This window comes from Paraburkholderia sp. JHI2823 (genome assembly GCF_038900695.1).
GTDB classification, from domain to species: domain Bacteria; phylum Pseudomonadota; class Gammaproteobacteria; order Burkholderiales; family Burkholderiaceae; genus Paraburkholderia; species Paraburkholderia mimosarum.
Genome location: NZ_JAYMRY010000053.1, coordinates 1 through 12041 on the forward strand (window position 1 = coordinate 1; position 12041 = coordinate 12041).

Genomic DNA, 12041 nt, shown 5'->3' on the forward strand with positions numbered 1-12041 from the left:
GCCGGATCAGGTCGTCGACGAGCCGTTCTGAAACAACAACGGGGGCTTCATCACCCCCGTTTTACTTCGTGCCTTGAACATCATTTAGCTTGCTCATTGCCCCATCGATTTACGTGCTCACGCTCACTTGAGCCGACCAAATTGCACTGCTTTGATTGTGCATTGCTAACACGGAGCTCATGTGACCTCAGCGTGTAGAGCTGATGCCATGCAAAGGAGCCACGCAGCAAAGCGTCCGTGATTGATCTTGCTACTCGAAGAAGAGGCCTCGCGCGCGGGATCGTGACCGAATTGCAATACGATCCGCGCGTTTTATCACAGCGCGGCAAACACAGTTCGACAGTGAGCGCCCGGCCGACCTATGCGGCAGACATCCTGCCGATGTGCGCCGCGACCTTGAAGCGGGAACGCTCGACTATGCTGCGGCGTAAGCCGACCGACGGTTCGCTGCCGCAAACTGGCAACACAACTGGGCACGCCCTTCATCGTGCTGCCGCATATCTGGTTGACGCACGCCGCATCAACTCGATAGCCAATTGGGCCCAACGATCCTGTGACCAAGGCCGCCGAATCGGGCTGTGCGTGAGAGCGTGTATCACTTTTGTAAAGGGTTACAGAGTGAACAGATGTACGCACGCAGAGTACGACGAACTGCAAGCTGCCACGTTTTCCGCGACCATTCTGTATCTGGCCAGTCGGCCGAAGCGATTGGCTCAAATTCCGCTCAAAGCCAGCAGCACGAACTTTTCTTTGCGTCCGGCAGATCGATGACTCGGGACTCGATGGCGTCGTCGAATCCCGCCCGCGCAGGCTCACTTCGCCGGTATCTCCCTGATCCGTAAAGGCTACGGCCGCTGCCTGTAGCCGGACTGCTGTTGTCGCCGGGCTCCACACGCACGCCAGCGAGGCGCAGCACACGGACCAGCTACCCGTGCCTAATCTCGACACGATCGCCGCGCGTTCCTAGCTATCTGGTTCCCGTGAACGCCGAACCGCTGAGCCAGTACGACAAGTGCGCCTTCGCATCGAACCGGAGGCAATGCCTACCTTTTCCTTGGGCCGCTGATGAATGCGCAAGCCATCTTTTCATCGCACTGGTTTTCCCCCACCATTCGTGAAGCTCAATAATCAGTCGATACCCTCCCCCCCGATGGGCGGGCAAATTCCCCTATATGAACGGCCCCTTTTGCGCTAGGTTTCTCATGTACTGACAAGCAGGATAGGTTGCAGCTCTATATGCGACCTTGTTGCAGCCATGCTGCCGCTGCGGGTCCCTATGAAATCCGCTGACTCGTGCCTCATTCCACCTAAGAGCTCGAAGCTCGTTGGAATTTCCAGGTTTCACAAGTCCCGGTCCTACCTGTGCTGTCATTACACTCAATTGCCAACGCAACTTTTGACGGACTATCCTGTTTCAGAGAGCTGCTTGTTAAAAGACAACGACTGTTCAAACTGGCTTCGTGCTCACGTGATCCTTGTTGTAGGGGCGATCGTGCGCAAGCATTGCCCAGATGATTCGTGCCATCTTGTTGGCGAGCGCGACTGCGACGATCTTCTGTGGTCGCCGCTTTTTAAGCTGATCGAGCCATTCTCCAGGCTGTTTCGCGTGAGACAGAACGCTGCGGGCACCATGAATCAGCAAGGTTCTCAAATAGGTGTCGCCGCGCTTGCTTATGCCCAGCAGCTTGACTTTGCCACCGGTTCCAGTTTGCCCGGGGACCAGACCGAGCCAGGCAGCAAATTCACGTCCCGACCGGAAGGCTCGGGGATCACCCATGGTCGCCGCAGCCGCCGTTGCGCTCAATAGCCCAACGCCGGGTATCGCAGCAATCGCCGTGGACGCCGCGTCCTGCCTCATCCAGGCATGCAGCCGTCGTTCGATGACCAGGATTTGCTCATCGAGCGTGGTCAAGCCATTCCATTGTTCGCGCAGCGTATCGATCAGCATGGCCGGCAAACACTCTGACAGCTTGGCCAGAATGGCTGTTATTGCCTTGTCTAATGCGCTCCGACCCTTGCCCATGACTTCACCATATTCGGTCAGCAGTCCTCGAAGGCTGTTGATTTGCATCGTACGGAACTTCACCAGTTGCTGCCGCATGCGATGCAGTGCGAGGACTGCTTGCTGATCTTCGGTTTTGACGGCCACGGCCTTACTGGACATCTGAACTGCCATCCAGATCGCCCGTGCATCCGCCGGATCGTTCTTGTTACCGATGTTGAAGGCCTTGACGAATTTCGCGGGCATCAGTTTGACCTGGTGCCCCATTTTCGTCAGGGCGCGAGCCCAGTGCTGAGCGCCGCCACACGCCTCCATTCCGATCAAGCAGGGCGTGCAGTTCGCGAAATGCTCGAGAAACGCTGTGCGCCTGATCGATTTGTTAACAACCTCCCCGGTGTCGGGATCGATCCAGTGCTTCTGCATCACGTTCTTGGCGATGTCCACGCCGATGGTCGTATAGTTCACTTTGGATCCTCCGGTTGCCTGTGAAGATCTCATGATCTTCCAATCTGGGCACTCTGATGCCGTCGGCCCGTGAGGATCCGCCCCCCCGCAGGCTCCTTCACGGTAGGCGGCGGGGCCGTTCATATCATTCCACCTGTGGGCACCTCAAAATCCCCCACCTAGAGACTAGAAGGTGTTATGCACTTTTGTTAAGGGATGCAAAGTGGACGAGCATAAGCACGGAGAACACGACGAAATGCAGACCTGCCAAGGTTTCGGGCAAGCGCTCGTAGTCTCTGGTCAGTCGGCGGAAGCGGTTAAGCCAGCCGAAGCTGCGTTCCACCACCCAACGACGCGGCAACAGTACAAAGCCCTTTTTCGCCTCCGGCAACCTGACCAATTGAAGGTCGATGCCTTCATCGAGCGCGGCCTGTGCAGGCTCTTCGCCGGTGTAGCCCTGGTCAGCGAACGCGATTTTCACTGTCTGCCCCGTGGCCTGCTGGACCTGTCGCGCCAGTTCACCGACCTGTGCACGCTCCTGTTCGTTAGCCGGCGTCACATGCACCGCAAGCAGCTGCCCCTATGTATCTACCGCCATGTGCACCTTGCTCCCTTTCTTACGCTTGTATTCCTGCCTTCGCGGCCGCGAGTTCCTGCGGATGGTGTTTGCGCTTGTTCATGTAGAGGCGAACCTGTTGGTCGGTGATGCGGGTTCCAGACATGTGCTGACCGCTTCTTATTTAAGAATCGATCAGCCATCCTATTGCCCCGCCGACGCGGCGCCGCCGGTGGTTCGTCGTCTCCGGCGGCTACGCCGCCTCCGACTCCTCACCACCGGCCAAAACAAACGTCAACGACCGGCCAACATAATTGGCGCCCCCCACGAGGGCTCGCACAATCGGTGTAGTGCGCGGTCCATACTGTCGATGCAGTTCTGCAAATGGGTTCGACGCGATCATCCCCTAGTCATGCAGCCACCGGACATATCGCTCGATCAGGAGGGTCCGGTGATAAAGGATGTGCGCCTGCCACTTGAGACTATGTTCCTTCAGCCATTGCTTTAGGATTGAGATGTCCGGTGATGTAATCGCGCCGTGGTCCGTGAGAAAGCTATTGAAGTTGCGCAGAATGCCCGCATAGTTCTTGTGCGTTGCCGGATGGCGAAAACCTTGCGCCCGCAAAAATCGCTCGATGAGTGCTGCATCGATGAACGGTAAATGAGTCATGGCAAACTTCCTCCTGGCAGATCCAGTCCGATGGATCGCAGATCCTCGGTCGCGAGCTTCAGATAGGTTACGGTCGCGCCCGCAGACGTGTGACCCAACACGTCGCCGATGATCTTTAGCGGCACACCAGTTCGCAGCAAGCTCACGGCGCGAGCGTGGCGAAAGGCGTGAGGGCCCTTCCTTCCTTGCGGAGTGACTCCGGCTGCTCGCAGACGAGCACTCGTAATGCAGTTGAGGATCGATCCGTTCTTGAACGGGCGGTGTGGCACCTGGATGCGCAGGAATACCTCTCGATGTACGCTTGGCGGTCGCGCCTTCTCCACATATCGGAGCACGGCTTCGCCAGGTTCGCGTAGCAATGGCAGCTCGGAGTAGGTCCCGGTCTTTGTGTGGCGCACACGAAGGACGTCACGCTTCCAGTCGATGTCCTCCAGGCGTAGATTGACGACTTCTGCAGCCCGCAAGCCGTAGGTCGACAACAGGGTCAAGATGGCGTAGTCGCGCAGGCCGACCGGAGAGAGATCCTTCCGAGTCACCTCCAGTACTCGCTTCACTTCTTCTGTCCGAAGAGCGACTGGGATGCCTTCGAGCTCATAGATGCGCGGCCCAATCACAGTGCCAGCGAGATCAATCGCAGTTCGGCCCGTGCGCCACAAGTAGCGAAGAAAATCACGGAGGCAGACGGTTCGATCTTCGATGGAACCGCGCCGCAGCCCATCACAACATTGCTTCAAGTGCGCGTCAAGTTCGCGAACGCTCAAGTCCGTAAGACCCTGCTGGTCTGCGCGCTGCCCGAGTGAAGCCAGGAATTGCAACGCATGCTTTGCGCGCTTGGCTCGAGTCAGTGGGTGCAGTCCGCGTAGTTCGCGCAACCATGTGTCGTAGTCCCTAACGATGTCTCGATGAAACCCTTCGAGCGCGGTGCTTGGTGGGTCCGGGACCGGCCATGCACCGCGCACAAGACGCAGCATCATATTGATGGCACCGGTGTATCGATGTCGCCACTGCTGGAACGGTGGCAGCTTGCTGTACCGTTGCCGCGATAGTCGATATTGCCCCCGTAAGAACCGTGTCAAATGTTCCGAGCGGACGGTTTCGATAGACAGTCCATTGCGGTTGCAGTAATTCAGTAACTGACGCACGCGAGCCGGATACCACTGCTGGATCCGTAGGGAGTATCCCTCGGCCCTCAGGTGTGCCAGCAGTTTCTCGATCAACAACTCATCAGTTGATAGCGGAGCGGACATAGGAACCTCCTCGGACAAGACCAAGCCTGAGGATGCCACGTGCCCGTAATGGTAAGCACAATCGCGAAAAAATAAGGCCCGCCGGCGGACCCGACAGTTTCCTTCCGATTATGGCTTCCTTGAGATTAGGCGAGGAAGCCCAGGTTGACTATGGCGAGGGCGCCCTGACCAAGGTCCCGGGCACAAACCGCTACCGCAAGCCGCGGCTGTTCGTGATGACGCTCCGCTACTCGCGGCGCAGCTTCCGCCGCGTCGTGTGGAAGTCCAGCAAACAGGTCTGGGCCGAACTGCACGAGCAGGCCTGGCGCCACTTTGGTGGCGTCACGCAATACGTCGTCCTCGACATTCTAAAGGAAGGCGTTGTCAAACCGGACCTGTACGAGCCGGAGCTCAATCCGGTGTATGCCGCCATGCTCGCTCACTACGGCGTGGTGGCGGACCCAGCCCGCGTACGAGAAACAGCGCGTTGTCGCTGTCGGCGACGAACTTCAGGGTGTGTAGCTCGAAGCAGGCTTGACGGGGCACTTTCGGATTGAAGGACCAGTCGAAGTCGGTCAAGGTTTTGCGCTCGTCCAGTCCGGATTGCTGGAAACGCCGTTCGAGCAGCCGGGACTGCCGGCGATCGAGCTCGTCCTGCAGAATCATGGAGAAGGTTTCGAGGAACGGCTGCTGACTGGCCTGGGCCTGCAGTACCCGGGTTTCGAGTGTCGCGCTGATGCCCGACAGGCGAAGTTCGCGCAGGGCGCGGTCGATTTCAACAAGGCTCATGCTCAAGAGAGATCTCCGTGGGGTGATGGCATGGCGGCGCTATGCTTCGCGCCGAGGGTGAACAGGTCGGCATAGTCGTCGCCGTCCCGGATGAGGTGATGTTCCTGAGTCAAGGGCAGTTCGCCCTGGATGGGCGCGTCCAGTTCAGCCAGCGCCTGCTCCAGCAGACGCTCGGTCAGCGCCTTGACGTGCTTGTAGCTGGGCACGCCTTCTCTCATGGCGATCTCGCAGGCGGATTCGATCAGGCGGCGGGGGTAGCGCCGGACCAGGCCAACGATGCCCCAGAGCTTGCGCTGACCGACCCGGCCTTCGGTGTCGAACAGATGCTGGCACAGGCGCTCGGCTGACGGCCCGATCGTCCTGGCCTGCGCGAGGATGCGGCGCGTTTCGCGGGAGGGATTGAACGGACGCTCGTCCTGCGGCAGTACCACCGTTCCCGGCCTCTCGGCCAGAATGTGGGTGCGCAGCAATGCCTGTGTCTGGAGGTTGCGGATTTCCAGGCGCCGGGCAAATTTACGCACCAGCTCCTGGCTGCCGATGGGAGCCGGTCGGGCTGCGTAGCTGCTGTGGTCCACCCGTACGCAAGTGTCGTCGCAGACCGTGTAGACCTTGTCGGTGAAGTATTCGAAGTTGCGGGCGGGCAATGCGCGCAGATGGGGGCGCTCTTCCTCGAACATCGCCTGAACCTGGCGACGCGTGCTGCCGTGAATTCTTCTGGCTGCCCAGTTCGATTCCCATTGATCGAGGAAGGCGTTTTGCTCCTCGATCGACTCGAACCGGCGTCCCTTCAGGGCCGTACCCTGGGTATGCTGGATTGCGTTCTCGACGGTACCCTTGCGATTCGGATACGGTGTCGGACTCGACATAGCGCACCTTCATACCCTGCAGGGTGGCGTTGTAGGCGATGGCCTTCGCAACGTGGCTCTTGCCAGTGCCAGGTTTGCCGATCATGTTCGCCGGCTATGCCGTGGAAACGCGCGCCGATCAGGACCGGTTGCTCAAGGCTCTCGTTGAGCCTGAACTCCTCGTGCTTGACGATCTGTTCCTCGCCAAACGCATTCCCGATGCCGCGGCCGAACTGCTGCAGACCCTGGTCCATCAACGCTACAAGCAGCGCCGCAGCATCCTCGTCACGTCCAACCGCATCGTCCAGGATTGGGGGGCGCTACCTGCGCGACAGCACCATGGCTTCGACGATCCTTGATCGACTGCTCATCGCTCCAAACTTCTTGAGTTCGAAGTCAAGAGCTATCGCCTGCGGGAAGCTGCCACCAGACTTGCCGTCACTGAGGAATCCGACGCATAATCCGCTCGTCCTGCCAGGGGGAATTTAGCCGCCCACAAATGGAGGAGTTTGAACTGCCCATCCGGGCCTCCCCCACATGAACTCCCGGGCCATCCCCCCCGCGGGGCCACCAATAGAGGTACAGACTCGTAAAAGTGTTCTTCAGGTCCTCCCACGTGCATTCCTTTTCCGAGGCAGCGGCAGCCAGCGCCGCCGCCCCTACCAGCGCAGCAGCCATCACCGCACCACAGAGCACCATCTTTAACCTTTCCATAACTGTTTCCTGTTCGGATAACGTTAAAATCGCTAACCACTTTCGATTTATATCACTCACCGTACTGCCAACCACAAACTGCGCCGCCCTTCGTGCAACCGCCAGAAGAGGGCATCAAATATACCTGACTTAATCCGATCCGCTGACCCGCACATTTATTCCAGACCAAAGCAGCTGGAATATTCCGAACACTCCCCGCAGCTTGATGCCCGACAGAGGTTCAACCCCTCGCTCCCGCAAAGTTCCCTGTAGAGAAATCTCTTCCACTTCATGCCGTGAACGTTCCTTTCAGCAAGCGTCGGAAACCAGTAATTGAGCAGCGCTGACAATTCGCCGCGCGAAGGAAGGCGCAACTCCTGCCACAAGTGTTTGCTACCTGCGCAAGCGGATGCCAGCGTGTGCGAGATGCAATGGATCTCGGTCGTTGTGCCTGCCGCCGGATTGGCGTGCGCCTTTAACAACACTACAAGAGCAATGTCGTCATAAGACGGTCGTCTTTGTTTCTCCGAAGCGGACGCGCCAAAGTCAAGACCTAGCGAACTCTCGGCATCGGGGAACCAGCGAGCAAGCAGCCAGTGTATCTCTTCGGCGTGCAGTCCGGGGATAGGCAATCTCTCCGTACCGCCTTCGTCGACCGCCGCTGCGAGAACGCCGGCGACCGCAAGCACCGTCAAGTCATCGGGGTCTGTCGCATGGCGCATCAACGCCGCGTGGTAATCCATAAAGACTCCTCGCTTTCTCACACTTCACCCGTAGCATGTGTGTAGCACCCTTTCGGACATATCTTTGCACATGCCGTGCAGCCAACACAGAGACCACGATGCGCAATTGTCATGACCTTCTTTTCATGCTCGCCCTCGTCTTCATCATCGTCTTCATCCAGTGGAACATGCTCGCCCTCCTCATCGACGCCTAACAGTTGAAGGACGCCGCGAGAACACACCCTGAAGCATCGCCCGCAACCGATGCATTTTTGTTCATCGAGTGAATCTACAAAGTGAGGCACCCAGACCTCTCCGCTTGGGAGTACTACACTAAACAGATGGCTCATCTCGAGCTCCGGAAGTTGAATCGCGAGCCGAAACTGCGGTCTGACGCGCCCGCATCAGCGCGGCATGCGCGTCGTGACAGCGTTGCGCGACCACCATTATCTGCTCCCAACCCGTTGGCAGATCTTCTGACAGATCATGCAGATCCATCTTGGCCTGCATGGCCCACGCGTTGAGTTTTTTAAGGCGCGTTTTAAGTTCCCGCTGATCATTAGTCATCCTGTCCTCCTTATCGGACGACGCATTACAGGCGTCACTGGCAACAAGAACCGTCCATACTACGGAGATCGGTTTTAGCCCAGGGGCGACTCATCGTCGCCTGCAAAGTCGTACGATCTGCCACGTTCCCTGATGAGAACCTTGCGCAACCACGGAGGCGGCGTTCCTTTCAGAACCCCGCGCAGCTTGATCAGAATGTCTTCGATCGGCAACGGCTGCGGCACTTTCACTGGATGGACCTTAAGCGCTACGACGCGCGCAGCCGCAGTACCGCCTATGGCCGCGACAAACAACATCGCGCAGTCGCGGATCACTTCGAGCTTCGGCGCAAATTTCTCATCATCGCCGTCCGGCACCTGCTTCTCGCCGAAATCAAAAACCTGTAAAAGCGTATGCCCTTCCGTCGTCACATCGTAGACTGCAATGCTTTTCGCCCAGCCAAAATGAGCGTCGATGTGCACTTTGTCCTGTGTCGCAAATGCGATCTTCATGCGCTGGCCACCTCATCACGTTCAAATTACGGCATATAACATCCTTCTCTTAAACCTAACCCTGAATCGAAACATCAAGGCCGCCCGATGATTGCGGCAGTTTCCACTCGCCGGGATGAGGTTGCGGTATCCTCTCGATCATGACGTTGGCGATCTCGAAAATAAGATTCATCGTGCCGCGATAACCTACCTGGCAACGATGGGCGTTCCCCACGCGGTCAAATACCGGAAAGCCCGCGCGCATGAGCGGCTTTCCGAGGCGAGCGGCCATCTGCCTGCCGTGCGAGTGCGTGATCAGCAGGTCGCAATGACTCGCGCCCCGTTCCATGTCCTCCAAGTCCCCCAATATGACTTCGCTTGCCGGCAAGAGCGCATGCGATGCCGAATCAGTGGTACTAATGCAAACAGATAGTTCCGCACCCATTTCACGGAGCAGCGAACCGATCGAAAGCAGCAGGTCAGGCTCTGCACCGATCGCCGCCTTGAGACCACCAGTATAAAAATGGCTGTCGAGCATCGCATCCAGTACTTGGCTGCGCTGCCGGAGATATCGCGCCGGGACTGCACGCCCCGAAAGGTGTGCAAGGCGATGCAAGAAGCGGTCGTTCGGCTCCAGCCCCGTTAGTCGCTCGAAGATCTCGAATGGCACGCCGGCAATCGCTTCGACCATCTCAGCGGCGTCGCGCGTTTGCTCACCTACGCCAATTGTGAATGACGACGCCCCCCCGGCACGGATCTGATCAACCGTCGTTCCGCCTAGCGTCGTGCCACGCCACACAGAATCAAGGTGGCCGTCGAGGGACCCGGAAACATCTGGAAGCACGATTGGCTCCAGCCCGAATGCGCGAATAATCTCGCGAAGCTCGTCGATGTCGCCGGGCGATAGATGACTGCCCGGCACTAGATTGATCTGCTGACGTACCGTCGGCAACGGCTTCACCAGCGTCTCGACGATCGCGGTTACAGCGCGCCTGTAGCCGTCCTCAAAGGCGCCCACATAGTCCGGTGTGGAAACGAGGACAAGTTCAGTATCGTCGAGTTCACGCTTGCGTTTTCGCACCATCGCAAGATGCCCCTCTAGATCCTCGCCGTTCGTCTCAGTCAGGCCCGTCGTGCAGAGCACAATCATCTTAGGCGCCGCGCGCTTGCGAATGTTCATCAGCGCTGTCTCTACGTTCTCGTATCCGCCGAGAATCGCGGTGACCTCGCTCATCGCCGTTGTTTGCAGCGGAATGGCTTCTTTGAAATGGCGCACCAGTAGCACGAGCGCGAACGACGTACAGCCCTGCGAGCCGTGCATTACCGGCACACATGCGTCAAGCCCCATCGCTGCGTAGGTCGCGCCGAGCGGTTGACTCATCTTTAACGGATTAACGGTACAGGCTTTTTCTGACTCGACGACTATCGCCATGATATGTGCCCCACTGTGAAAATCAACTCGATACCGCCGCGCGGAAGTTACAATCGTAGTCCTCGCAGTCTGCTCCCTGACGAACCGGATCGCTGTGCCCGGAAAACCCAAGAATCCCCTCGCGATGCACTACGCCTTCGTCGTTCCACGGCGCAGGAATACGCACCTGCTGCCAGACCGGGTTATGGATTGCACGGTCGATCTCCTGCATCAATTTGACAATGCCGTCGTAGCCAGCGTATGGATGGTGTCGCTCCTGATTCACATCGAGCCACGGCATGCGCGCCTTCAGCGCGACAAACTGCGAGCGCCCGCCGGACAGCATGATGTCGGCCTTCGCATCCAAGAGCATGGTGTACATCTCGCGTGCCGTCAAATTGTCGATCATGCGCGTGTCATCGCCCATCAGGTCCTTGATTCTTTCCTTGTCTCCCTCCGTGCTCTTCTTCACACTAGTGCCGACGATCTCGAGCCCCGCCTCTTGCAACGCCGCGACCACTGACCATGACTTAACGCCGCCGGTGATGAGCAGCACACGTTTGCCATTGAGCCGCTGCCTGTACGGAGCAACGCGCTCCCATACACGGGCCTCTTCTGCCTTGACAAGGTGCTCGGTGCGCACGATGAGCTCCTCGGGTGCTCCCTGCTCCACCAGTAGCCTCGCAACCCGGCGCAACGCGTCGCTCATGTCGCCAATTCCATAGAATGAACCCTCGAGGTATGGAATACCGTAGCGCTTCTGCATTTTTGTCGCGATGTTGAGCATCGACTTGGAGCACACCACCATGTTGACCTTCGCACAGTGCGCGCTCGCGATCTCGTTATAGCGGCCGTCTCCCGAAATGCAGGACAGGATCCGGATGCCGAGCGCCTCGAACAACGGCTTTATCTGCCACAACTCGCCCGAGAGGTTATATTCACCGATAAGATTGATATCGAATGGCGTCTTGTACGCCGGCTCGCGCGTGCCGATCACGTAATCGAGGATCGCCTCCCCTGCGAGCTTGTTGCCTAAGTTTTTGGATCCTGCGAAGCCGGGCGCATTCACCGGTATGATGGGCTTACCGAACTTTTCCGACGCGTGCTTGCATACCGCGTCTATGTCGTCGCCGATCAATGCAGTCACGCACGTCTGATAGACAAACACGGCGGGCGGACCGTATTTTTCGAGAATTTCACGCAGACTCCTGAAAAGCCGCCTCTCGCCGCCATAGACTACATCGAGTTCGTTGATATCGGTTGTGAATGCAGTGCGGTAGAGGGTGGGCCCAGACGATGCCGAATGGCGGTTGTCCCAAGAGTTGCCTTCGCATGCAATAGGCCCGTGCACCAGGTGCGCGACGTCGACCACGGGCTGCAATGCGATTCGCGCGCCGTCGAATGCGCATCCGCCAGCGGCCGCCCCCGGCGCAACCTGCTTCGAACAGCCTTGCTTGCGCTCCTTTTCGCTCTTCGCCAGGTTCTTTGCGCAACCCGGTTCGTTGAAGAATTCGACAGCCGTCGTCTTTAGCAACATCGTGGAGTCCCGACAATAGAGTCCACGACCACACGCAAATTGCGTACCACCATCGCAGCCCAAGTTAACGGTCATAGCGGCGCTATGCCGAAGCAGGATTTGTCGTCCT

10 protein-coding genes and 6 pseudogenes are annotated in these 12041 nt (G+C 58.3%); 3 read left to right on the forward strand and 13 right to left on the reverse strand.

The annotated features are described in order from the left end of the window. The first annotated feature begins 237 nt into the window (after positions 1-237). A complete protein-coding gene (locus VSR34_RS33700) occupies positions 238-771 on the forward strand; it encodes a hypothetical protein (protein ID WP_342964687.1) in 534 nt (177 codons plus the stop codon). Positions 772-1447: 676 nt separating this feature from the next. On the opposite strand, the gene VSR34_RS33705 is transcribed toward VSR34_RS33700, so the two are convergent. The 4 genes and pseudogenes from VSR34_RS33705 to VSR34_RS33720 form a co-directional block, all read right to left on the reverse strand. Then, entirely contained in the window at positions 1448-2467 is a 1020-nt protein-coding gene (locus VSR34_RS33705; protein ID WP_342964688.1) for an IS110 family transposase, read from the reverse strand. Positions 2468-2642: 175 nt separating this feature from the next. Next, positions 2643-3074 (reverse strand): annotated as a pseudogene (locus VSR34_RS33710) (transposase); the annotation flags it as partial. Between the two features lie 334 nt (positions 3075-3408). Further along, positions 3409-3672, reverse strand: coding sequence for a hypothetical protein (locus VSR34_RS33715; RefSeq protein ID WP_342964689.1), 264 nt, complete (start codon positions 3670-3672; stop codon positions 3409-3411). Further along, positions 3669-4919 carry a site-specific integrase gene (locus tag VSR34_RS33720; protein ID WP_342964690.1) on the reverse strand — a complete coding sequence of 417 codons (1251 nt, stop codon included), beginning with the start codon at positions 4917-4919 and terminating at the stop codon, positions 3669-3671. Before VSR34_RS33720 ends, VSR34_RS33715 begins: the two co-directional genes overlap by 4 nt. 128 nt (positions 4920-5047) lie before the next feature. Between VSR34_RS33720 and VSR34_RS33725 the strand changes: the two are divergent. After that, positions 5048-5371, forward strand: a pseudogene (locus tag VSR34_RS33725) (DDE-type integrase/transposase/recombinase); the annotation flags it as partial. A gap of 7 nt (positions 5372-5378) precedes the next feature. Here VSR34_RS33725 and VSR34_RS33730 read toward each other — a convergent pair. The 3 pseudogenes from VSR34_RS33730 to VSR34_RS33740 all read right to left on the reverse strand — a co-directional run. Next, a pseudogene (locus VSR34_RS33730) lies at positions 5379-5693 on the reverse strand (ATP-binding protein); the annotation flags it as partial. After that, positions 5690-6532, reverse strand: a pseudogene (locus tag VSR34_RS33735) (IS21 family transposase); the annotation flags it as partial. The pseudogenes VSR34_RS33730 and VSR34_RS33735, both read right to left, overlap by 4 nt. Before the next feature lie 4 nt (positions 6533-6536). Then, positions 6537-6644, reverse strand: a pseudogene (locus VSR34_RS33740) (ATP-binding protein); the annotation flags it as partial. On the opposite strand from VSR34_RS33740, the pseudogene VSR34_RS33745 reads away from it, so the two are divergent. Next, positions 6640-6993: pseudogene (locus tag VSR34_RS33745) on the forward strand (ATP-binding protein); the annotation flags it as partial. The pseudogenes VSR34_RS33740 and VSR34_RS33745 overlap by 5 nt on opposite strands. A 408-nt stretch (positions 6994-7401) precedes the next feature. Here the strand turns inward: VSR34_RS33745 and VSR34_RS33750 are convergent. From VSR34_RS33750 to nifE, 6 genes are all read right to left on the reverse strand, one after another. Next, the gene (locus VSR34_RS33750; protein ID WP_342964691.1) at positions 7402-7968 is read right to left on the reverse strand and encodes a nitrogen fixation protein NifQ; all 567 of its coding nucleotides are present in this window, start codon (positions 7966-7968) and stop codon (positions 7402-7404) included. A gap of 17 nt (positions 7969-7985) precedes the next feature. Further along, a complete protein-coding gene (gene fdxB, locus VSR34_RS33755) occupies positions 7986-8297 on the reverse strand; it encodes a ferredoxin III, nif-specific (RefSeq protein WP_342964692.1) in 312 nt (103 codons plus the stop codon). Continuing rightward, a complete protein-coding gene (locus tag VSR34_RS33760) occupies positions 8281-8514 on the reverse strand; it encodes a CCE_0567 family metalloprotein (RefSeq protein ID WP_342964693.1) in 234 nt (77 codons plus the stop codon). Before VSR34_RS33760 ends, fdxB begins: the two co-directional genes overlap by 17 nt. Positions 8515-8588: 74 nt before the next feature. Then, positions 8589-9005 (reverse strand): nitrogen fixation protein NifX, encoded by a 417-nt coding sequence (nifX, locus tag VSR34_RS33765; RefSeq protein WP_342964694.1) that lies wholly within the window; start codon positions 9003-9005, stop codon positions 8589-8591. Positions 9006-9060: 55 nt separating this feature from the next. Beyond that, positions 9061-10416 carry a nitrogenase iron-molybdenum cofactor biosynthesis protein NifN gene (gene nifN, locus VSR34_RS33770; RefSeq protein WP_342964695.1) on the reverse strand — a complete coding sequence of 452 codons (1356 nt, stop codon included), beginning with the start codon at positions 10414-10416 and terminating at the stop codon, positions 9061-9063. Positions 10417-10438: 22 nt separating this feature from the next. Next, entirely contained in the window at positions 10439-11932 is a 1494-nt protein-coding gene (gene nifE, locus VSR34_RS33775; protein WP_342964696.1) for a nitrogenase iron-molybdenum cofactor biosynthesis protein NifE, read from the reverse strand. Between the last annotated feature and the right edge of the window lie 109 nt (positions 11933-12041).